Genomic DNA, 21,879 nt, shown 5'->3' on the forward strand with positions numbered 1-21,879 from the left:
CGGCGCCTCTCACGCAGTTCCGTCTTTTGCCTCCAGCAGCAGATCCTTCAATCCGGTCGGATAGAGGCTGGGTCCGCCCTCCACGTCGAGATCGGCGAGGTCGAACCAGCGCGCGACGATCTGCTCGCCGTTATCCTCGCGGAAATCGATGCGGTCCTGTCCGCTGAATGCGCCGTCGGGAAACGCGACCTCGGCGATGAACATCACCTCGTGCCCGGTCTCTCCCTCATGCGCAAAAATGTTCTCCATCACCAGCGGCTCGCCCGTGATGGCAATGTCGATGCCGAGCTCTTCGTGGAACTCCCGCACGAGCGCCGCCCGCCAGCTCTCGCCGAACTCGATCTCGCCGCCAAGCGGGCGCACGCCCTTGATCCGGCCCGCATCGTCGCGCACCTCGGCCGCCAGCAGCCGCCCGTCCCGCCAGTGCAGGCCGATCGCGACGACGCGGATGTGAGGATGAGGGCGCCAGGTGGTCATGGGGCATCGATAATGCCTGTCGCACTTGCGTGCAACGATGAACGCCCCCATCGATCGGCGCCAGAACGGCCTGCCCGAGACGACGGACCTGAACGCCGCCGCGCGCTGGCGCTTATCTATCGCCGTGCCATTTCTGCGCCGGCGCCGCAATGTCCGGCAGGTCCAGGAGATTGATCGCGCGGCAGGCGATCTGATCGACGATCTCGGCCAGCGACTGCGGCTTCAGATAGAAGGCCGGCAGCGGCGGCGCGATGATCGCGCCGATCTCGGTGGCCTGGACCATCGCGCGGAGATGGCCGAGATGCAGCGGGCTCTCGCGCACCAGCAGCACCAGGCGTCGTCGCTCCTTGAGCTGCACGTCAGCGGCGCGCACGAGAAGATTGTCGAGCTGTCCGAAGGCAACCGCCGACAGCGTCCGGATCGAGCACGGCGCCACGATCATGCCGCCGACCGGAAACGAGCCGCTGGCAATGCTGGCGCCAATGTCCGAAGCCGCATGGTCGCGGAAGGCGAGGGCGCGCAGCCGCGGCAGCGCCTCGGGGCCGACCTCCTCGGCGAGCGTACGCTCCGCTGCCGGTGAGATCACCAGATGCACCGCGCAGTGTGGATTCTCCGCCAGCCGCTCGACGATGCGCACGCCGATGGCCGCGCCCGAGGCACCGCTGATGCCGACGATCACGCCATGCCGCTCGCTCATGCGGGCTCGCGTAGCTGCAGCCCGCCGATCCCGCCGAGGCCGAGCGCCGGCCACATCGCATCGACCTTGGCGATCACGGCGGAATCCATCGCCAGCGGCTCGCCCCATTCCCGCTCCGTCTCCGGCGGCATCTTCGTGGTGGCGTCGATCCCGAGCTTGCCGCCGAGGCCGGATTTCGGCGAGGCGAAGTCGAGATAGTCGATCGGCGTGTCGGACAGCGCCACGAGATCACGCGAGCTGTCGCTCCGCGTCGCCACCGCCCACATCACCTCGCGCCAGTCGCGAATGTCGATGTCGTCGTCGACCACGATCAGTAGTTTGGTGTAGCTGAACTGCGGCAGCATCGACCACAGGCCCAGCATCAGCCGCCGTGCCTGGCCGGGATAGCGCTTTTTGATCGATGCGATCGCGACCCGGTAGGAGCAGGTCTCGGGCGGCAGCCAGCAGTCGGTCACCTCGGGGAATTGCTGCCGGATCAGCGGCACGAACAGCCGGTTCAGGGCCTCGCCGATCCGGGACGGTTCGTCCGGCGCGCGGCCCGTGAAGGTCGACAGATAGATCGGCTGTTGCCGCGACGTGATGGCGGTGACGCGCAGCACCGGAAACTGCTCGACCGAATTGTAGTAACCGGTGTGATCGCCATAGGGACCTTCGGCCGCCGTCTCGGTCGCCGAGACAAAGCTCTCGATGACGATCTCGGCCGTGGCAGGGACCTCGAGCGGTACGGTGAGGCAGGGCGTCAGCTCGGGCCGCTCACCGCGCAGGATGCCCGCGAAGCGCAGCTCGGAGATCGTCTCGGGCAGCGGCATTACAGCGGCAAGGATGGTCGCGGGGTCGGCGCCGATGACGATTGCGACCGGCATGTCGCGCCCCACGGCCTTCCATTGCTGATGATGCCGGGCGCCGCCGCGATGGGCGAGCCAGCGGACGATGGCGCGGTCGCGGCCGAGGATCTGAATGCGATAGACGCCGACATTCTCCTCCTGGTCGGCGGTCGGCGATGCCGGCGGCGCGGTGATGACCAGTGGCCAGGTGATCAATGGGGCAGGCTCGCCCGGCCAGCAGATCTGCGCCGGCAGTTTCGTCAGATCGATGTCCTCGCCCATGGCGGCGCGATCCTGGACCGGCGCGGCTGCGCGCGAGCGCGGCCGGGTCGCAAGCGCGGCGCGGGCCAGCGGCAGCTTGCGCCAGGCATCCCGAACGCCGTGCGGGGGGCGCGGTGCGCGCAACTCGGCCATCATCGCGCCGAGCTCTTCGAGCCGGTCAGGCGTGATGCCCATGCCCCACGCGGTCCGCTCCACCGTGCCGAACAGATTGGTCAGGAGCGGCATGCCGGATGGTAGGCCGTCGGCCCTGATCGGCCGCTCGAACAATAGTGCCGGTCCGTGCTCGCCGATGACGCGCCGGTGAATCTCCGTGATCTCATGGACCACGGAGACCGGTTCGCGAATGCGTCGCAATTGTCCCTTGCCTTCGATGAAGCGCAGGAAGTCGGATAATTCGCGGAAGCGCGGAACGTCACGTTGCAAGCGGACAATCTCCTGAAAGGAGCAGAAGCTAGCCGGAGCGATTTCGCTCCTCATTGTTCCCGCTCAAATACATTCGCGCGCAATCGGCTCAGATATGTCCCATGAGTCATTCGTCCCTCGCGTCCGGCCCGTTGCCGACAATCCCGCCGCTTCTCGCGCTCGCGCTGCGTCCCTTGCCCCTGCTGCCGCTGCAACTCGTTCTCGGTGGGTTCCTGGAGCGGATCCTGAGGCGCAATCCCGGCCTGCTCGACAGGCTCGGCGAACATCGCCGTGCACGGTTCGGAATCAAGCCGACCGACTTGCCGTTCGCGTTCATCGTCGAGGCCGCGCCGGCGCGATTGTCGGTGGTGCGCGAATTGCCATCCGGCTTGGACGCCTGCGTCTCCGCCTCGCTCGCGAACCTGCTGGCCCTGGTCGAGGGCAGGGTCGACGGCGATGCGCTGATGTTCTCGCGCCAGCTCGGAATCGAGGGCGACATGGAGGCGGTGCTGGCCTTGCGTAACGCGATCGACGATGCGCGGCTCGATCTGGCCGCAGAGCTGGCGTCCCTGTTCGGTCCATTGGGCGAGCCGGCCAGGCGTTCGTTCGAGCTCGCGCGGGACAGGTTGACCGGCGCGCCCCGGGAGCAGGGGTGATGGAGCTGATCTGTCCCGCCGGCACGCCGGCCGCGCTGCGGAGCGCCATCGAGGCCGGCGCGGACGCCGTCTATTGCGGCTTCAACGACGAGACCAATGCGCGCAATTTTCCGGGGCTGAACTTCAGCCGCGATGAGCTGCGCAAGGGAATCGCCTTTGCCCATGGACGCGGCGCGCGCATCCTCGTCGCTATCAACACCTTTCCGCGGGCGTCGTCCGTGGCGCTCTGGCAACGGGCGGTGGACGATGCCGTCGATGCCGGTGCGGACGCGCTGATCGTCGCCGACATCGGCTTGATGGATTATGTCGCAAGGCGCCATCCGAACCAGCGCCTGCATGTCTCGGTGCAGGCGGCGGCCGCGAACCCCGACGCCATCGCCTTCTATGTCGAGACGTTCGGAGCGCGCCGCGTCGTGCTGCCGCGCGTGCTCAGCGTTTCGGAGATCGCCGAGATCACCCGCGAGACGACATGCGAGACCGAGGTGTTCGTGTTCGGCGGCCTCTGCGTGATGGCCGAAGGGCGCTGCTCCCTGTCGTCCTATGCCACCGGGAAATCGCCGAACATGCAGGGCGTCTGCTCGCCGGCAAGCCACGTGGCCTATGAGGAGACCGCGAAAGGAACGACATCCCGGCTCGGCGGCTTCACCATCAACCGCTTCGCTCCGCAGGAAGCCGCGGGCTATCCGACCCTTTGCAAGGGGCGCTTCTCGACGGCGCTTGGTGACGGCTACATTTTCGAGGATCCGGTCAGCCTCGACGCCACGACGCTGCTCGGCGGATTGCGGAGCGCCGGCGTGGCCGCGCTGAAGATCGAGGGACGCCAGCGCGGACGCGCCTATATCGAGAGCGTGGTCCGTCACTTCCGCCGCGCGCTCGATACGCTGGAGGATGGAAGCGAAGCCGATATCGTGAGCCTGAAGCCGTTCACCGAAGGCCAGGCCTCCACGCTCGGCGCCTATCGCAAGACATGGCGATGATCGTTCGGCGATGACTGGTGAAGCGAGGGCTGGCGGTCCAGCATGAATGAGAGATGCCCCGATGCAGCTTAGTCTCGGTCCGGTCCTGTACAATTGGGCGCCGGAGCGCTGGCGCGATTTCTACTTCCGGATCGCCGACGAGGCGCCGGTCGACGTCGTATCGGTCGGTGAGATCGTGTGCTCGAAACGGTCTCCGTTCTTCGCCGGGCATCTGCCTGAGGTGATCGAACGCCTCCAGCAGGCCGGCAAGCAGGTCCTCCTGGGCTCGCTGATCCTGGTGTCGCTGCGGCGCGAACGGCGTCAGACCGAAGAGCTCTGCGCCGCCGGGGACGCGCTGGTCGAGGTCAACGACCTCACTTGCCTCAGGTCGATCAAGGGCCGGCCGCACGCCATCGGGCCCTTCGTCAACATCTACAACGAGACCAGCGCGGCCTTTCACGTCCGGCAAGGCGCCGCGCGCATCTGCTTGCCGCCCGAACTGCCGGTCGCGTCAGCGGCGGCGATCGCCGCGGCGCTCCCGGAGGCCGTGATCGAGATGTTCGCTTTCGGCAGGGTGCCGCTGGCGATCGCGGCCCGCTGCTACCACGCGCGGCTGCACAAGCTCTCCAAGGACAATTGCCGCTTCGTCTGCGAGAAGGACCCGGACGGGCTCGCGCTGAAGACGTTGGACCAGCAGGATTTCCTGACCGTCAACGGCGTTCAGACCCTGTCGCATGCCTGCACCAATCTCATCAGTGACATCGGTGCGCTGCGCGAGGCCGGGATCGGCTCGCTGCGCCTGTCGCCGCAGGATTGCGACATGGTCGAAGTCGCAAAGACCTTTCGCGACGTGCTCGACGGGCGCAGGTCAGCCGAGGAGGCAAATGGCCGCCTGTCCGAGCTTTACCCGGGCGTCGCCTTTGCCAACGGTTTCCTTCGCGGCCAGCCCGGCTTTTCCCTCGCGCGAACGTAGCCGGATCAGCTGACCAGATATTTCTTCACCGCCGCCTCGTCCCACGCGATGCCGTTGCCCGGCTCCTCGTTCGGCAGAGCAAAGCCGTCCTTGATCTTCAATCGCGTCGAAAGCACCGCGTCGGCCCAGTCGACATATTCCAGCCAGTGCGCGGTCGGCGTCACGCACAAGAGATGCGCGCTGACTTCCGAGAACAGATGGGTGGACATCTCGATGCCGGCGGCATGCGCGAGCGCGGCGGCGCGGAGCCAGCCGGTGACGCCGCCGATGCGCTGCACATCAGGCATCACGTAGTCGCAGGCTTCCGCCGACAGCGCCGCTTGCATCGAGAAGGCGCTGTCAAAATTCTCGCCGATCTGGACCGGCGTGCGCAGCGCGTCCGCGATGCGGGCGCAACCCTCGTAGTCGTCGTGGCGGATCGGCTCCTCGATCCAGCTTAAGCCCTCGTCGTCGAGCATCTCGCCGCGGCGGATGGCTTCGGTGACCGTCAGGGCCTGGTTGTAGTCGCACATCAGCGTGACCTGATCGCCGACGGCTTTTCTCACCGCGCGCACCACCGCGAGATCCTCCCGCGCATCGGGCCGGCCGACGCGGATCTTGGCGGCGTGAAAACCCTCCGCCAGCAACCTGTGCGCCTCCTCCACCGCGGCGCCTGCCGGCATGATGCCGAGCCCCTTCGAATTGTAAGCCTTGACCGGCTTCGGCGCGCCGCCGAGGAGCCTTGCCAGCGGCAGGCCTTTGCTGCGGGCCAGCGCGTCCCAGGCCGCCATGTCGATGCCGGATTGCGCCAGCCGCTGCAGGCCGGCGAGGCCCAGCAGCGTGAAGCGCTGGGTCAGCTTGCGCTCGATCTCGAACGGCAGCAGCTCGTCGCCGGCAAGCAGCTCCGACATTTCCGTGACCATCGCCGTCAGCGGCTTCAGGGCCGACGGCGTGATCGAGAACAGATAGGCGTGCCCGCGGGCGCCCTGGTCGGTCTCGCAGTCGATCAGCACCAGCGGCGCCCTGGCAACCGCCCCGGTCGAGGTCTGGAGCGGCAGGTTCATCGGCACGATCACGGGCCGCGCATTGAAGCGCTTGATGCGGACGGTCTCGGTCATGGGTGCTGGCTCCGGATGATCAATGCAGGTTGATCCCGATCTTAAACCTTCGTGATGAAACGGAAAGACGCTTGGTGCGACCACCATAAAATGGGGTTGCGCGCGCCCGCTTTTGTTGGCTCTGTGCCGCCGCAGGCTTTGCCGCAAATCCCGGGAGGTTTGCGACAAAAGCGCACACAACGGAGCCACAGTGTGAAACAAGAGATCGCCGAAGAACAGCGCAAGAGCGGCGTCCTGACCGGTGCCGCGATCGCGTTCCTGCTGCTCGCTCTGCCGCTCGCGGTGTGGCTGGACCTGACCGAGCTCTCCAAGACGGCGCTGCGCCGGCAGGCCGCCGATCTCAATTCGGTAATCACGAGTGTGCGCAGCTATTACGCGACCAACGTGGTCGGGCGCATCATCGCCAATCCTGATGGTACGACCAGGGTGGTTCACAATTACGAATCCGTTCCTGGTGCGATCCCGATCCCGGCGACGCTGTCGCTGGAGCTCGGACGGGTGATCGGCGCGCAGCAGGAGAACATCACCTACCGCTTCGTCTCGGACTTCCCGTTCCAGAACCGTGCGCCGCACCAGCTCGACAAGTTCGAGAAGGACGCGCTCGACGCGCTGCGCAGGGATCCCGAACAGAAGATCTTGGAGACCGAGACCTCGCTGTTCAACGACAAGGTCCGCCTCGTCGCCCCCGTCACGATGGGCCCGGCCTGCGTGAGCTGTCACAACAGCCACCCCGAAAGCCCGAAGAAGGACTGGAAGGTCGGCGATATCAGGGGCATCCAGGAGGTGATCATCGCCCAGCCGATCGCCGCCAACATCTTCTCGTTCAAGTTCCTGCTGGCCTATTTTCTGATCGCCGCGGGCAGCGGCCTGTCCTTCCTCTCGCTCCAGCGCCGCCAGGCGAGCCGCATCAAGGGCATGAACAAGGAGCTCGAATCCGCCAACGACTTCCTCGCCTCGCTCTCGATGAAGATCTCGCGCTACATCCCGCCGCAGGTCTACAAGAGCATCTTCTCCGGCCAGAAGGACGTCATCATCCACACCGAGCGCAAGAAGCTCACCATCTTCTTCTCCGACATCCAGAATTTTACGGCGACCGCGGAGCGGCTCCAGCCCGAGCAACTGACGCAACTCCTCAATGAATATTTCACCGAGATGTCGGCGATCGCCCACGAACATGGCGGCACGATCGACAAGTTCATCGGCGATGCCATGCTGATCTTCTTCGGCGACCCCGAGACCCGGGGCGACCGCGCCGATGCGCAGGCCTGCCTCCAGATGGCCTGGCGCATGCAGCAGCGGCTAGCCGAGCTCAATGCGAAGTGGCGCGCCTCCGGCATCGAGCAGCCGTTCCGCTCGCGGATGGGCATCAATTCCGGCTATTGCAATGTCGGAAATTTCGGCAGCAGCGACCGCATGGACTACACCATCATCGGTGCCGAGGCGAACCTCGCCGCGCGCCTGCAATCGATCGCCGAGCCCGGCGGCATCGTGCTGAGCTACGAGACCTTTGCGCTGGTCAGCGACATCGTCCGCGCCCACGCGCTGCCGGCGATCACGATGAAGGGCATCAGCCGCGAGGTGATTCCCTATTCGGTCGACGCGCTGAACGATGCCGCGGCGGAGAACAGCGGCATCATCACCGAACGCGCGCCCGGCCTCGAGCTCTATCTCGACCCCGCGGTGGTGAAGTCAGGCGATGCCGCGCGTGTGCGCGCGCTGCTGGAGAATGCGCTGGCCTCGCTGAAGCCGGCGTGAGGGTGCGCAGCCGCTTTACCGGTCGAGAGAGTCCCCGTGCGGCACCCCCCTCCCTAACCCTCCCCCGCAAGGGGGGAGGGAACGCAGTTGTGCGCGTGGCTGCGTCAAGGTGGCAATAATTGGCTTTGGTTCTGTGAACTCATTGAGCTTGTGAGCCGAACTCTCACCGCGTGGCACACTGCGCTCCCTCCCCCCTTGCGGGGGAGGGCGGGGGAGAGCGGGGGAGAGGGGTAGCCCAGCAAAAGGTGCGCGTGAGCAGGCTACCGCGCCGCGCCTTCCGTGAATGCGGTTTCGATCACGTCGCCGAAGGGCTGCCAGGAACGGCCGTCGAACTGCACCAGCCGCATCTGCCTGATCGGCAGATAGCTGTCCGGCGAGGTGTTCATCCTGATGTTGGGGAGCGCGAGGGAAGGCTGATAGCTCTTCAGCGAAGCCGCCTGACGCATGATGTTCTCGCGCGAAAAATCGTCGCCGCATTGCTTCAGTACCTTGGTCAGCGCCTCGGCCGCGGCGTAGCCATAGACTGCCGCGCTGTTGTTGGTGCTTTCGACCTGGTGGTATTTATCCATGAAGGCGAACCAGTCCTTCATGGCGGGATCGTTCTTCCATGCGGGATCGCTCGGATCCTTCAGGAAGGCGGCCGAGACCACGCCGGCCGAATTCTCCAGGCCCGCGGGCGCCATCGCATTGGCGATCGAGGCGGAGGCGTCGTTCACGATGAAGACCGGACGCCATTTGAGCGACGCCGCCAGCTTGATCACCTTGGACGCCGTCGACGGCACGCCGAGAAAGACGAAGATGTCGGCGCCGGCGCGCTTGAGGATCGAGACGTGCCCTTCGAGATGCTCGTCGTTGATATCGAAGGCGATGTCGACGAGGACGTGACGGTTCAGATCGCCGAGGCCTTCCTGGATACCCTTGTAGAGCATGCGCCCGAACTGGTCGTTCTGCCAGAGCACCACGATCTTCTTCCGCGGATAATAGGCCTGGATGTAGTTGGCGTAGATGCGTCCCTCCGACCGGAACGACGGCTGCCAGCCCATGGTCCAGGGAAACGCCTTGGCCTGGCTCAGCTCCTCGTCGCCGGTGGCGAGGAAAAGCTGCGGGATCTTCTTCTCGTTCAGATACCAGCGCGTGGCGAGATTCCCGGGCGTGCCGAACGAGCCGAACATCAGATGGACGTCGTCCTTCTCGACCAGATTGCGGGTCAGCTCCAGCGCGGCCGCCGGATCGGAATTGTCGTCGCGGGTGATGAAGCGGATCTTGCGGCCGTTGATGCCGCCGCGCGCGTTGATCATGTCGAAATAGGCGGCCTCCGCGGTGCCGATCGCGCCGAACTCCGAGAGCGGCCCCGAATACGGCATCACATTGCCGATGCGGATCTCGTTGTCGCTTGCCGGTTGTTCGGACCGTTGCTGGGACATCGCCCCGAGCGAAGCGAAGGCGATGATCACAATGAATAGCAGCCTGCCGGTGACGCGCATGCTCGACACCTTGTCGTTGGCCCCCAACGAGGTCGGCTCAGTCCGCACCAAGGCGAGTTGATCTACGTCAAGCGTTTGTCAAAGCTGTGGCTTGGTGGCGCACTTCAAAGCAGCGCAGCTGTTAGCGCGAACGAAAGCGGCAGGCGAGCTGACGTGCCGTTGCGGCGACGCGTCGATTTTCTCATCGCGAAAGTCCCCGTGTGGCACCCCCCTCCCTAACCCTCCCCCACAAGGGGGGAGGGAACGCACCTTCGTTGTGGCACGCGTTCGTTCTTATCAATTGCGACAGTGCGGTGAGGCACAGCGTAGCGGCGCACTCCGCTGCGCTCCCTCCCCCCTTGCGGGCAGGGCTATCGCATGTGGTTTGCATGATGCGGCGGCATCGGCACTCGGCTCCCTCTCCCGCTTGCGGGGGAGGGCTGGGGTGGGGGTGTCTCCGCGTCGGGATTGCCAGGGACTGCGGAGAACGTCCCTGCGTGGCGAGAGCCCTCACCCGCCGCGCTCGGGACGATGCTTCGCATCGCCCGGGGGCGCGGCGGCCTCTCCCGCAAGCGGGAGAGGCCGAGCAAACCCGCGGACAATCCTCGTGAAATTCACATGCGATAGCCCTGCCCTTGCGGGGGAGGGCGGGGGAGAGGGGTGGCCCAGCAAAAGGTCGGAGTAAATAACGCGTGCCGCCCGCAACACCCCGCTACGGCAGCCCCCGCGCCTCGAGCTGATGCACCAGCAGCAGCGTCGGTTCGGCGAGGCTGTCGCCGGAGCCGTCGAGGCCGAAGGCGGCGGCGATGCCGTCGCGGCTGCGCAGAATGGTGCCGCGCGGACAATGGCCGGCGCCGCAGAGCGTCTTCTTCAGGGTCTCGCCCTGTGCCACCAGCCTGGTGGAATCGTCCGCGGCCCAGGCCAGCACGATCGGCACGTCGACATTGAGAATGCCGGGGAAGACCGAGCGCTTGTCGTACTGGGTGGCGTCAGTGCCGAGATAGGCCTTCTCGTTGTCGCTGGCGTCCTTGCCCACGCGATAGATCCCTGACACCAGCACGACGCCCGCGACGTCGGCGCGGTCGGTCTGGAGCTCGGGATGCGCCAGCAGGGTGGCGACGTGAAAGGCGCCGGCGCCATAGCCGACCGCGACGATCTCGCGGGCATCGCCATTGAACAGGTCGATATTGCCGTGGACCCAGGACAGTGCCGCCGCCACGTCCGTCGCCCCGGCGGGCCAGCTCGCCGACGGCGCGAGGCGATAGTTGACGCGCACCCCGATCATGTCGTTGCGCGCGGCAAAGCACATGATCTGGTCCTGGATCTGGCGCGACAGCTCCGGCGCCGCATGGTCGCCGGTAAAGGTGTCGCCCGCCACGAACAGCAGCACCGGCCGCGGCGTATCCGCCTTGGTCGCGCTGGTGGCGACATCGAGCACATTGGCTTCGCTCTCGCCGTAGCGCAGGCCGCGCGCGAAGGTGACCTGCTCGCAGAGCCGCGCGGTGCCGCCGGCGGTGGTGTCGTTGTCAGTCAGCCCGACGCGGACGAGATCGGATGGCGCAGCCAGCCGCGTCGGAACCGGACCATGCGCGGAAGCTGTCGAGACGGTCAGAACAAGCAAAAATGCGAGATAATTCTTCATGATGGTGCCGGGCCTTGCGCGCTCATATTGGCTCGCTCTTGGGGCCTGTCTTTTCAATTCGCCTTATTAGTTGGCTGGTCTTGAGGCGATTTGACGGCACCTTCGGCGCTCAATTCCCCGGCTCGAATGTGCAATCCGCGCCGCTGCCGTCCTTCCGCCTGATGGCGTTGGGGTCGATCGTGCAGCTCAGCTTGGCGAGGCTCTCGAAATTCGATCCCGCCGCGCCGTCGGGCGGAACGCCGGCCAGCGCTTCGGTCGCGAAGATCTCGTTGGCGGTGGAGCCGTTCACGGTTTTCACCTTCTTGCCAAAGGTCACCTCGCAATTGCGAACGGTGATGTCGACATTGCCGGTGCGGCAGACGATCCGGTCGGCGGTCACCACAATGGCCTTTTTGTAGGGAATGTCGGCATTGGCGGCGAACAGCATCGCCACCGCCTTCTTCTCGGCGCCGGTGAGATTCGGCGACAGCGGCGCGATCACGCCCGCGAGCGCCAGCGCCGCCGAGCCCGAGACCTTTGCGGGCGTGGCTGCGGAGGCGCCGGCGACGTGGGACGTGGCGGCAAGAACAAGGGCGCAGGATAGGATCGATCGGCCGGATTTCATCCCTGCCTCCATGGGCCCGAAATCTCAGGCGGCCTTCTTCCGTTTGACCGTTTTCTTCGCCTTCCTGGCCTTTTTTGCCGCCTTCTGGGCCGCGAGATACGCTTCCACCTTCTTGGCGGAATGGCCGGCTGCGGCCACGGCGGCCTTCAGCTTGGCCGGGGTGATCTTGAATTTCTTCGACCAGTAGCGGACCTCATAGGCCTCGCTCAGCGCGATCCGGCTCTTGTCGGAGGCGCGGTGCTTCTGGAGCTTGATGTAGGCCTCGACCTTCTTGGCGGAGTGGCCGACCTTCTTGATGGCGTATTTCAGCTTGGCCGGCGTCACTTTGAACTTCTTCGACCAATAGGCGACTTCGTATTTCTCGGTGAGCGCAATCAGGGCGCGATCGGCTCCGCCCCGCTTTGCCTTGTTGTCGGCCATGCTTCCCTCCTGCCGTGGACAGCGTCCAGTCTAGCATGCAACCGGATTTGGAAGGCAAGGCGCGGGGCACGCGGGAATTGCGCGGCGGGGACGTTTTGCACCGATGTGTCAGAAGGTTGTGCGGCGCGACCGGGCCGCGCGCCGGAGCGGGCTTTCTACTGTGCATGGGGTTGTTTTCGCGTCTTTGTGTCCCTCGCACGTCCGTGATGGAACCTTCTGGCGGCTGGCGCGACTTATCCTTAGACACGGGAAGAAACGTGCGAGGCTGTCATGGCAGAGAAGCATACCGCCGATCCGGCAGAGATCATGCGGGCGACCGGTCACCCTGAGCTGGAATATGCCGCCGGCTGGACCATCGCCGGTCTCGTCACCATCGGCACCATCGTCGCCGCCTGGGTGTTCGCGATCTAGGCGACTGGAAACTGCAGCTCGAAAGCCGCGCCCTCGTCGGTCGGCTTCAGCCTGATCGAGCCGCCATGGCTCGCCATCACCGCGCGCACGATTGCCAGCCCCATCCCCGTGCCGCCCTGGTCGCGGCGGGTGGTGAAGAACGCGTCAAAGATCCTGTCGCGGTTCGGCGCCGAGATCGGCTCGCCGTCATTACTCACCGTCAGAAGCAGGGTCGTCCGCTCGTCCACCGCCTCCAGCCTGATTGTCCCAGCCTTGTGCCGCACCGCGTTGTCGGCGAGATGCGACAGCACGATCAATGCCTTCTCGCCGGACATGCCGATCGCCCGGTCGAGGCTGCCGCTGGCCTCGATGGAGCTTTCCGGAAACCTGCTCCTGAGGTCGGCGATGACGGGCGCAAGCTCGGTGCGCTCGTTCTGCGGCAGGCTCTCGGCGCGGGCGAGCTCGCGCAGCCGCTGCGCCATCGCCTCCAGCCGCTGGGTGTCGGACAGGATGTTGGCGATGAACGTTTTCTGCTCGGCCGGCGTCAGGCCCTCGGATTTGCCTTGAACCGAATCCTGCAACAGCTCGGCTGCGCCCTTGATCGAGGTCAGCGGCGATTTCAGCTCGTGGGTGAGGTGCGCCGAGAAGGTCGCGATGTAGTCGGAGCGCCGCGCCAGCTGCTCGGCCATGCCGAGGAAGCTGTGCGAGAGCTGGGCGAACTCGCGCGTGCCGTAGTGCCGCAGCGGCCTGAACGCCTCGCGGTCGCCGCGGCCAATTCTGGCGGCGCGGTCGATCAGCTCGCGCATCGGCAGCGTGATGGTGCGGGAGAACACGAGGCCGATCGCGATCGTGCCGAGGATCACGGCGAGCCCGGCCAGCACGAACTTAGCCCGCTCCTGGTAGAGATGGTCGAAGATGTTGCTCGGCGTCCGCGTGGTGTAGATCACCCCCGCGACCCGGTTGCTGACGATGACGGGCATCGCCGAGAACACGTGCACGCCGAGGCCGCGGCTGAAGGAGTAGATCGGCGGCGGCGGCTTGTCCGGCACGCGGTTGCGCAGGGTGGCGCGATACTGCCCGTGCAGCGCGTCCGCGACCTCCTCGATATGGGCAAGCGACTGCCCGACCTCCTGGCGCCCGGCGATCACCACGCCCTGCGGATCGAGGATCCTGAAACCCGCCAGCGTCACCTTCTGGGTCTCGCGGATGATCGGCGTCAGCCTTGCGCCGATCTCGACATAGGCGGGCTGCGCCGGCCGGATTGCTGCTTGTGCATCGGGCCGCCGGCGGAGCAGATCGTTGGCGGTGAGGTCAAGCGCGGGACGGATCGGCGTGACCTGGTCGCCCGGATCAGGCAGCACGCCCGGCGGCACCTCGGCTCCGAGCGTCAGGCCACTGTCGAGCCTTGCCGCGACCTCCTGCGCATAGATCGTCGCGAGCACGCGGCTTTGCGCGATCAGCTCGGCCTGGGTCTGGCGGATCAGCTGGTTGTCGTAGAGGCGGAAGAAGAACAGGCCGACCAGCGGCAGCACCGCGACGGTCGTCAGCACCGCGAAGATCACGAGCCCCAGCGACGGCCGCCATTTGTCGGGGGCCGCGCTCATGCCTCTTTCTCGCAGCGGCCGAGCTTGAAGCCGACGCCGTGGATGGTCTCGATCACGTTGTCGCAGGAAAGCGCCGCGAGCTTGGCGCGGATGTTGCGGATGTGGCTGTCGATGGTGCGGTCGGAGACCTGGATGTTGAGCTGATAGGCCGCGCGCATCAGCTGCTCGCGGTTGAACACCGAGGTCGGCCGGGTCAGGAACGCGCGCAGGATGCCGAACTCGATCGCGGTCAGCTTCAGCGGCGTGCCGGCGAACGACGCGACATGCTGCTCCGGATCGATCAGCAGGCCACCTTGCGCCAGCGCGCTCGGCCCGGCCTTGACCTCGCCATTGCGCGGGCTGAGCCGGCGCAGGATGACGTTGACCCGCGCCACCAGCTCGCGCGGGCTGAACGGCTTTGTCACGTAGTCGTCGCCGCCGATCTCGAGGCCGAGCACGCGGTCGATCTCCTCGTCGCGCGCCGACAGGAACAGGATCGGAACGTCGGAGCCTTTGCGTATCTCGCGGCAGACGTCGAGGCCGTCGAACTCGGGCATGCCGACGTCGAGCACGATCAAATCCGGCCTGTCGGCGGCAAAGCGGGCGAGTGCCTCCTTGCCGTCGCGGGCCTCGATCACGTCCATGCCGGCCTTCTTCAGGGCGACCCGGATGACCTCGCGGATGTGGCCCTCGTCGTCGACGATGAGAATGCGATGCGCCAAGTAAACTCTCCGCTCACCCTGCCGGCTGGTTCTTCACCTGCGCCTCCAGCCTGCGCTGGAGCCGCCAGTTTCGAAAGCCCCAGCTCCGCCAGGCCAGATCCTGACGTTGCTGTTCTACAAGGCGGTCGCGGCGCGACACAAGGCAGCTCTCGGGGCTGCCGGGCCGCAGCAAGATCGCCTTGTCTATGGCGGGCAGCGCCTGTGGCCCAAGCGTCAGGAGATAGTTGATGTCGATCTGCACGCCGTTGCCCGATGCTTCCCGACTGTGGGCAACATTATAGTCGGCAATGAACGCGTCGAAGTTCACCAGCGAGGCAGTATAGAGCACGATCGTTAACGCGATCAGATTGGCGCCGACAAGCCACCGGTTGGATTGGTCGAGCGCGATGCGGGCCACGATCAGGATCAGCCCGAGTGCCACCAGACCCATCCAGATGAAGGCCGCGATGCGCCAATAGGTCAGCATGTAGATGCCCACGTAAAGGTCGAGGCGGAGGATGGAGGAGGCGACGAGCAGCACGTTCTGGCCCACCCAGAGATAGACCAGCGGTCGGATCACCTTCGATTTCTCAGCCGGTTCACCCGGGCGCATCGCCACCAGTACGAAGGCAGCAGCGAGCAGGGCGGTCGCGATCAGCGGGTAGGCGCCGCGATGGGCGTAGGCCGCATAAGTCATGTTTGCGGGCAGCGCGCCGTGACCCCAGAGATAGATGCCGTCGAGAATGGACTGTGCCGCGAACAGCAGGTTGAACAGGATCAGCGAGCGCAGGATCGTCGAGGGGCCGAGAAACTCCGCTGAGACCATGGGCGGCGGCGGCACCGGGCCATCGGCATCCGTCGTAGTAACAACCGTCCTCCGCCGCCAGCGCACATGGATGAACGGCCAGACCAGCGCCAGCATCGTCGTCCAGAACAACACACGCGGGACGCTGACATATTCGAGGAGGATTTTTGGATTGAGCAGAGACACCCACCGCTCGATCACCGGATTGGCCGCCGCGAACAGCGCGACGAAGACGGTGCCGAGCGCCACCGGCAGCAGCCAGAGCGCGATGCCGCGGGTGAACGCCGACATGTTGAACACCTGGAGCGCGTCGAGGAAGAACCTGAAGGGACCGAGCAGGAAGAAATTGCGTAGCGCACGGGCACGCTCGGTGAACTCGGTCGTTTCCGGATTGGTCGCGACCAGGAGCGCAATGGCCAGCGCCGTGATGAGGATCAGGAAGGACAGCGTGTTGAGCTCCTCGACGGCCGGCACGAGGCCGGCGACGAGAATGGCCGCAGCGATCATGGCGCGCCGCAGATCCAGGGCCGCATGATTGGACAGCGCCGACACGCAAGCCATCGCGGTCGCAAACAGCGTGAGCGACAGTCCGATGCGCTCGCCATAGAACAGCCAGTCGGCGAGCGCAGCCAGCGCCAGCGCGCAGCCAAGCTTGGCTGGAATCGAGGAATGCCTGATCGGTTGGATGTCCGCTGCGATCGTCGAAGCCAGGCTCGTCATGTCCAAAAGACCTCTCGTGATGGGTAACGTCACGAAGTCTGAACGGCGTCTGTGCAGAAGGCGGGATCATCGTCTGCACGGTTTCAGGAGTCTTTTGCAGTTTTCGTGCAGGTGCGCTTTTGCCTCTCGCGCAGCGCAAATCGCTTTGTTAGGTGCGAAGCATTCGCCACTTCTAGCGTGTGACGCATCATGCAATTCCTCCGCCGTATCGGTCTCATCCTGCTCTGGCTGGCCGCGCCTGTCGTCGCGTTCGCGGCCGCGAACAAGAACGATCCCTATCTGGTCCCGCTGCGCGGCGCCGGAAACATCGTGCTTGTCGTTGCAAGCATCGCGATCGTCATGCTTCTGCTTCGCAGAGGGCGGTGGCGCACCATGGCCGGCAAGCTTCTCGTCATGCTCTGGTGCCTGCCGCCGCTGCTGATGTCGGTGGCGCATCTGAAGTTCGAGCTGCGCAAGCACGACGTTCTTGCCGCCAGCGCCAATGAGGCGCGTCAGCTCGGGCCTCACTTCATGGTCGGCTATTCCTCCTTTCCCGAGGTCGCGCGCCTTGCCGAGCAAGGCTTGATCGGCGGCGTCTACGTCACCCGGCACAACATCCGGGGGCGGACCATCGAGGCGCTACGTGCCGAGATCGCTACGCTCCAGGACAAGCGGCGCGCTGTGGGGCTGCCGCCGCTGGTCGTCGCCGCGGACCAGGAAGGCGGGATCGTCGGGCATCTCGCGCCGCCGTTGACAAAGGTGCCGGCGCTCGCGACCCTCTCCTCGCTTGCCCCCGACGAGCAGCAGACCAAAGCCGAGGAGTTCGGCCGCATCCACGGCCGCGAGCTCGCCAGCCTCGGCGTCAATCTCAATCTGGCGCCGGTGCTCGACCTCAAGCCGCCGCAGAGGCGCAACCGCCTCGATTTCCATACGCTGATCGGCCAGCGCGCGATTGCGACCGATCCCGTCGTGGTCAGCACGATCGCAAACGCCTATGTGCGCGGGTTGGAAGATTCAGGCGTCGGCGCCACGCTCAAGCATTTTCCCGGCATCGGGCGCGTGCGCACCGACACGCATCATTTCAGTGCCAGTCTCGACACGCCAGTGAAGGAGCTGGAGGCAACCGACTGGCTGCCGTTCCGCGAAGTGCTGTCGCATTCGCGCAGCGCGCTCATGGTCGGCCATGTCACGCTGACCGCGGTCGATCCCGATCGCGCCGCGTCGCACTCGAAGCGGGTCGTCGATGGCATCATCCGCAGCAAATGGGGCTACCAGGGCATGGTGATGACCGACGACCTCGTGATGGGCGCGATCTACCAGAACGACGTCTGCAAAGCAGTGGTCGAGGCGATCAATGCCGGCGTCGATATGCTGCTGGTCGCCTATGACGGCGCGCAGTTCTATCGTGTCTTCGCCTGCGCGCTGAACGGATCGCGGCAGGGCAAGCTCGACGCGGTGATGCTCCACGCGAGCGAAACGCGGCTCGCGCGGAGCTTTCCGACCAGGCAGGCGCGAGACGCCTCAGGCCTCGTCCGCGTCGTCGATCGGCACTAGCCCTTCGCGAACTGGCGGTAGTCCGGCTCGCGGTGAAACCAGAACTCGTAGCCGGTGACGGCCTTCTGCATGGCGACGTCGTGGATCGGCTGGTTGAGCGGGATGACGGGAACGTCGCGCATGCAGAGCGCGATGAAATCCTTCACGCACCTGTCGTACTCGGCTGCATCGGCGGTGAAGCGTGCCTTGTCGATCAGCGCGTCCATCTCCTTGTTCTGGTAGGAGGAGATGTTGAAGATCGAATTGTTGCCGTGGAAATTCCAGTAGAAGTAATATTCGGGATAATCCAGCCAGCCGCTGAAGCGGTTGAGGGCGAGCGGCAGCTCCTTCTTGTTCAGCGTCGTGCGCCAGTTCGCGCCGGGGATTTTCTCGATTCCTGCCTTGATGCCGATCTTGGCGAGGCTCTCCTGGATCAGGATCGCGGTCGGCTCGCCGACGGTCGCCGTACCGGTGTCGAGCGACAGCGTCGTTTCCAGTCCGGACTCGAAGCCTGCCTCTTTCATCAGGGCCTTGGCCTTGTCGAGATCGGTGACATAGGGAAACGGCTGCGGCCAGACCGGCTTTGAGACATCGGCCGCGCCGCCATACATCGGAACGGCGCGTCCGAAGAAGGCGCTGCTCTGGATCTGCTCGTACGGCATCGCCCAGGCGATGGCCTGACGCAGCCTCGCATTGTCGAACGGCGGCTTCGCCGTGTTCAGCGCGACGTACCAGAGCGCGTTCGGGATCGGCACTCCTGATACCTTGACCTTGCCCTCCCTGATGATCTGCTCGAAATCGCGCGGCGCAAAGCCGCTGGAGATATCCGCATCGCCCCGCCCCAGCATCGCGCGCCGCGTGCCTGCGGAGGGGACGTCGCGCGCGATCACGCGCTTGACCTTCGGCAGCGGTCCGCTCTTCCAGTCGTCAAAGCGCGCCAGCACGGTCTCGCTGCCGGGCTTCCAGCTCTCGATCCTGTAGGCGCCGCCGCCGGCCTCGTTGGTCTTCAGCCAGGCCAGCGCCCACGGATCCTCGGGCGCTGCGTTCTTCTTGGCGAGTTCGGAATTGATGATGAAGGGCACGACCACCGCGACATTGAACAGCAGCATCTTATCCTTGCGCACATAATCGATGCGGAAGGTGTGGTCGTCGACCACGACGAACTGCTCGGGCTTTTCCAGCGATCCCGCCGACATCTGGAAGGTCGGAAAGCCGCCGACCTTCACGGCGCGGTCGAACGACCATTTGACGTCCCTGGCCGTGACCGGCGCGCCGTCGTGGAATTTCGCATCCTTTCGCAAGCGAAAGGTGCAGGCCATGCCGTCGGCCGCGACCTCCCAGCTCTCGGCGAGTTCAGGCGCGAGCTTCTCGCGATCATAGGACACGGTCCCATCGGGCAGCGTCCTGGAGGCGTAGGTGAGCAGGCGATCGTAGCAATTCCAGGACAGGCCGTTCACGGTCTGGTTGGAGCCGACGCCCTGCATGTCCAGCGAGTTCGGCCCCAGCTCCTGCACCACCAGCAGCGTCTCGCTGCGTCCCTGCGCCCGGGCGAAGGGAGGCGCGACGGCCGTCATTCCGGCGATACCGAGGCCACCGAGCACGACGCTGCGACGGTTCATGTCGGAAGATGATGCGCTCATCGCGGCCTCCTTGAGAGAAAGTTGCGACATAAAGAGGCAAAGCGCGTGCCATCAACCGCGCTTCATGGCGTCGCATCCCGCGTGGATCGCGTTCTCAAGGCGTCACCGCTCCGCGTGCGACTGCGCGCGGGGCGGTCAGCTCTTTCCAGGTCGAATTCGCCACATGCACGGGCGAGAAGGCGGGGCGTTCGATGTAGCGGCCATCGCCTGCCTCGGCGCGCAGATCGCCATCCGTCCAAACGACGCGGCCGCGCGAGAGCGTCGCCGCCGGTCCGCCGGTGCAGGCAAAGCCTTCGAACACATTGTAGTCGATCCGGCTCATCTGCCGCTTCGCGCTGATGCTCTTTGTCGCCTTGGGGTCCCACACCACGATATCGGCATCCGAGCCGACCGCGACCGCACCCTTGCGCGGGTAGATGTTGAGGATGCGGGCGATGTTTGCCGAGGTCACCGCGACGAACTCCTCCTTTGTCAGCCGCCCCGTGGCGACGCCCGCGGTCCACAACAACGCGAGGCGGTCTTCGAGGCCGCCGGTGCCGTTCGGGATCTTCCTGAAATCGCCGAGCCCGAACCGCTTCTGCTCCGTGGTGAAGGCGCAATGGTCGGTCGCGACCACCTGGAGCGAGCCGGCTTGCAGGCCGGCCCAAAGACTATCCTGGTGTGACTTGCCGCGGAACGGCGGCGACATCACGCGCTGCGCGGAATGATCCCAGTCCTTGTTCAGGTACTCGCCGGCATCGAGCAGCAGATGCTGGATCAGCGGCTCGCCATAGACGCGCTTTCCCGCCGCGCGCGCCCGCGCGATCGCCTCATGCGCCTCGCGGCAGCTGGTGTGCACGATATAGACCGGCGTGCCGGTCATGTCCGCGATCATGATGGCGCGGTTGGTGGCTTCGCCCTCGACCTCAGGCGGCCGCGAATAAGCGTGGCCCTCGGGGCCGGTGACGCCGCGCGCGATCAGCGCCTCCTGCATCAAGGCGACGACGTCGCCGTTCTCCGCATGGACAACAGGCATCGCGCCGAGATGGGCGCAGCGCGCGAACGAGTTGTAGAGCTCGTCATCATTCACCATCAGCGCGCCCTTGTAGGCCATGAAATGCTTGAAGGTGTTGATGCCGTAGGTTTTGACCACGGTCTCCATCTCGTCAAAAATCTGCTTCGACCACGACGTCACCGCCATGTGGAAGCCGTAGTCGCTGGCGGCCTTCTCGGATTTGTGCCGCCACTCCTGATAGGCCGCGAGCATCGACTGGCCGGGATCGGGCAGGCAGAAATCCACCACCATGGTGGTGCCGCCGCTCAGTGCCGCCTTGGTTCCCGATTCGAAATCGTCGGCGGTGACGGTGCCCATGAACGGCATTTCGAGATGGGTATGCGGATCGATCCCGCCCGGAATGACGTAGGCGCCGCCGGCATCGATGACCTCGGTGCCTGTGGGCGCCTCGAGCGACGGGCCCACCGCCACGATGGTCTCGCCGTCGATCAGCACGTCCGCACGACGCGAATGATCGTGATTGACGACGGTGCCGCCGCGGATGAGGAGGGGCATGAGAGACTCCGGATAGAGGTGAGGGGACGGCCCGAAGGCTAAGCGCACCACTCGCGATGCGACAGGCGAAATTTTAGTCAGCCGCCGCCGATCTTTTTACTCCGCCCGCGCGATCAGCCCGTCGATCATCGCGCGCACGAGGTTTGCGATCTCCTTGCGCAGCGCCGGCAGGGGAACGGCGACCAGTTTCTGCTCCAGTCCCAGCGCCACCATGCCATGCACGGCCGAGAACAGGCTGCGCGCGGTGATGCCGAGCTCTTCCTGATTGCGCTTGGGAAGCAGCAGCGCCAGCGGGTGGTAGATGTGGCGGAACAGCTGCAGCTGATCGTCGACGGACCAGTCGGGGAGGATCTTGTCGGCGGCCATGCGGTGCTCGAACAGCGCGCGCCAGAGTTCGAGGTTTTCGGCGGCGAAGTCGCAATAGGCAATGGCGATGCGGACCAGCGTTTCCTGCGGCGAGGGCTCCCCGGCGCGTTCCGCCGCGCTGAGCGCCTCATCGAGGCGATGCAGCGTGCGCGAGCCGACCCGCAGGACGAGCTCGTCCACGTCGGCGACGAGATTGTAGACCGCGCCATTGGCGCAGCCGATCTCGCGGGCCAAATCGCGGGTTTTCAGACCCGCCAACCCCCGCTCAGCGATCATCCGCTCGGCCGCCTGGATCAGGTCGGTCCGAAGTTTCGCTCGACGTTCCAAGGCCTTAGTCATCTGGAGTCAAATTCTTGAGCGTCGCT

Annotated in this window: 20 protein-coding genes; 6 read left to right on the forward strand and 14 right to left on the reverse strand. The window is 65.5% G+C overall.

Annotation, left to right across the window (positions count from 1 at the left end; all coding sequences use genetic code 11):
* Positions 1 to 9: 9 nt before the first annotated feature.
* From ACVWW6_RS12580 to ACVWW6_RS12590, 3 genes are all read right to left on the reverse strand, one after another.
* Positions 10 to 477, reverse strand: coding sequence for an NUDIX hydrolase (locus tag ACVWW6_RS12580; RefSeq protein ID WP_404524163.1), 468 nt, complete (start codon positions 475 to 477; stop codon positions 10 to 12).
* Positions 478 to 589: 112 nt separating this feature from the next.
* Complete coding sequence (locus ACVWW6_RS12585; protein ID WP_028173875.1) at positions 590 to 1,174, reverse strand: UbiX family flavin prenyltransferase; 585 nt, start codon at positions 1,172 to 1,174, stop codon at positions 590 to 592.
* Positions 1,171 to 2,757: a UbiD family decarboxylase gene (locus tag ACVWW6_RS12590; protein ID WP_456680797.1), complete on the reverse strand. Its 1,587-nt coding sequence runs from the start codon at positions 2,755 to 2,757 to the stop codon at positions 1,171 to 1,173. The genes ACVWW6_RS12585 and ACVWW6_RS12590 overlap by 4 nt, the downstream gene beginning before the upstream one ends.
* 47 nt (positions 2,758 to 2,804) lie before the next feature.
* On the opposite strand from ACVWW6_RS12590, the gene ubiT reads away from it, so the two are divergent.
* From ubiT to ubiV, 3 genes are all read left to right on the forward strand, one after another.
* Positions 2,805 to 3,338: a ubiquinone anaerobic biosynthesis accessory factor UbiT gene (gene ubiT, locus ACVWW6_RS12595; protein ID WP_028173877.1), complete on the forward strand. Its 534-nt coding sequence runs from the start codon at positions 2,805 to 2,807 to the stop codon at positions 3,336 to 3,338.
* The gene (gene ubiU / locus ACVWW6_RS12600) at positions 3,338 to 4,315 is read left to right on the forward strand and encodes a ubiquinone anaerobic biosynthesis protein UbiU (RefSeq protein ID WP_028173878.1); all 978 of its coding nucleotides are present in this window, start codon (positions 3,338 to 3,340) and stop codon (positions 4,313 to 4,315) included. Before ubiT ends, ubiU begins: the two co-directional genes overlap by 1 nt.
* 61 nt (positions 4,316 to 4,376) lie before the next feature.
* A complete protein-coding gene (gene ubiV / locus ACVWW6_RS12605; RefSeq protein ID WP_456680798.1) occupies positions 4,377 to 5,267 on the forward strand; it encodes a ubiquinone anaerobic biosynthesis protein UbiV in 891 nt (296 codons plus the stop codon).
* A gap of 5 nt (positions 5,268 to 5,272) precedes the next feature.
* On the opposite strand, the gene ACVWW6_RS12610 is transcribed toward ubiV, so the two are convergent.
* Entirely contained in the window at positions 5,273 to 6,364 is a 1,092-nt protein-coding gene (locus tag ACVWW6_RS12610) for an enolase C-terminal domain-like protein (RefSeq protein ID WP_011090352.1), read from the reverse strand.
* A 192-nt stretch (positions 6,365 to 6,556) separates the two neighbouring features.
* Here ACVWW6_RS12610 and ACVWW6_RS12615 point away from each other — a divergent pair, with 192 nt between their 5' ends.
* Entirely contained in the window at positions 6,557 to 8,119 is a 1,563-nt protein-coding gene (locus ACVWW6_RS12615) for an adenylate/guanylate cyclase domain-containing protein (protein WP_404524156.1), read from the forward strand.
* Between the two features lie 260 nt (positions 8,120 to 8,379).
* Here the strand turns inward: ACVWW6_RS12615 and ACVWW6_RS12620 are convergent, their stop codons facing one another.
* The 4 genes from ACVWW6_RS12620 to ACVWW6_RS12635 form a co-directional block, all read right to left on the reverse strand.
* Positions 8,380 to 9,603: an ABC transporter substrate-binding protein gene (locus ACVWW6_RS12620; protein ID WP_028173882.1), complete on the reverse strand. Its 1,224-nt coding sequence runs from the start codon at positions 9,601 to 9,603 to the stop codon at positions 8,380 to 8,382.
* Between the two features lie 691 nt (positions 9,604 to 10,294).
* A complete protein-coding gene (locus tag ACVWW6_RS12625; RefSeq protein WP_404524155.1) occupies positions 10,295 to 11,224 on the reverse strand; it encodes an alpha/beta hydrolase in 930 nt (309 codons plus the stop codon).
* A 109-nt stretch (positions 11,225 to 11,333) separates the two neighbouring features.
* Positions 11,334 to 11,828 (reverse strand): hypothetical protein, encoded by a 495-nt coding sequence (locus tag ACVWW6_RS12630; protein WP_060909038.1) that lies wholly within the window; start codon positions 11,826 to 11,828, stop codon positions 11,334 to 11,336.
* A 24-nt stretch (positions 11,829 to 11,852) separates the two neighbouring features.
* Positions 11,853 to 12,248 (reverse strand): DUF3606 domain-containing protein, encoded by a 396-nt coding sequence (locus tag ACVWW6_RS12635; protein WP_456680799.1) that lies wholly within the window; start codon positions 12,246 to 12,248, stop codon positions 11,853 to 11,855.
* A gap of 270 nt (positions 12,249 to 12,518) precedes the next feature.
* Between ACVWW6_RS12635 and ACVWW6_RS12640 the strand changes: the two genes are divergently transcribed.
* Positions 12,519 to 12,659 (forward strand): hypothetical protein, encoded by a 141-nt coding sequence (locus ACVWW6_RS12640; protein WP_007597071.1) that lies wholly within the window; start codon positions 12,519 to 12,521, stop codon positions 12,657 to 12,659.
* On the opposite strand, the gene ACVWW6_RS12645 is transcribed toward ACVWW6_RS12640, so the two are convergent.
* Genes ACVWW6_RS12645 through ACVWW6_RS12655 form a run of 3 tightly spaced genes read right to left on the reverse strand, consistent with a single transcriptional unit; the run spans position 12,656 to position 16,447 of the window.
* Positions 12,656 to 14,242: an ATP-binding protein gene (locus ACVWW6_RS12645; RefSeq protein WP_161536796.1), complete on the reverse strand. Its 1,587-nt coding sequence runs from the start codon at positions 14,240 to 14,242 to the stop codon at positions 12,656 to 12,658. The genes ACVWW6_RS12640 and ACVWW6_RS12645 overlap by 4 nt on opposite strands.
* The gene (locus tag ACVWW6_RS12650) at positions 14,239 to 14,943 is read right to left on the reverse strand and encodes a response regulator transcription factor (protein WP_028173887.1); all 705 of its coding nucleotides are present in this window, start codon (positions 14,941 to 14,943) and stop codon (positions 14,239 to 14,241) included. The genes ACVWW6_RS12645 and ACVWW6_RS12650 overlap by 4 nt, the downstream gene beginning before the upstream one ends.
* Positions 14,944 to 14,956: 13 nt before the next feature.
* Positions 14,957 to 16,447: a DUF4153 domain-containing protein gene (locus ACVWW6_RS12655; RefSeq protein ID WP_028173888.1), complete on the reverse strand. Its 1,491-nt coding sequence runs from the start codon at positions 16,445 to 16,447 to the stop codon at positions 14,957 to 14,959.
* Between the two features lie 189 nt (positions 16,448 to 16,636).
* Between ACVWW6_RS12655 and ACVWW6_RS12660 the strand changes: the two genes are divergently transcribed.
* Entirely contained in the window at positions 16,637 to 17,980 is a 1,344-nt protein-coding gene (locus tag ACVWW6_RS12660; RefSeq protein WP_456680800.1) for a glycoside hydrolase family 3 N-terminal domain-containing protein, read from the forward strand.
* On the opposite strand, the gene ACVWW6_RS12665 is transcribed toward ACVWW6_RS12660, so the two are convergent.
* From ACVWW6_RS12665 to ACVWW6_RS12675, 3 genes are all read right to left on the reverse strand, one after another.
* Positions 17,977 to 19,599 (reverse strand): ABC transporter substrate-binding protein, encoded by a 1,623-nt coding sequence (locus tag ACVWW6_RS12665; protein WP_456680801.1) that lies wholly within the window; start codon positions 19,597 to 19,599, stop codon positions 17,977 to 17,979. The two genes, ACVWW6_RS12660 and ACVWW6_RS12665, sit on opposite strands and share 4 nt — an antisense overlap.
* Before the next feature lie 94 nt (positions 19,600 to 19,693).
* On the reverse strand, positions 19,694 to 21,148 hold the full coding sequence (hydA, locus tag ACVWW6_RS12670) for a dihydropyrimidinase (protein WP_456680802.1): 1,455 nt from the start codon (positions 21,146 to 21,148) through the stop codon (positions 19,694 to 19,696).
* A 96-nt stretch (positions 21,149 to 21,244) separates the two neighbouring features.
* Entirely contained in the window at positions 21,245 to 21,853 is a 609-nt protein-coding gene (locus ACVWW6_RS12675; RefSeq protein ID WP_028173892.1) for a TetR/AcrR family transcriptional regulator, read from the reverse strand.
* Positions 21,854 to 21,879 lie beyond the last annotated feature (26 nt).

This window comes from Bradyrhizobium sp. USDA 3311 (assembly GCF_054062495.1).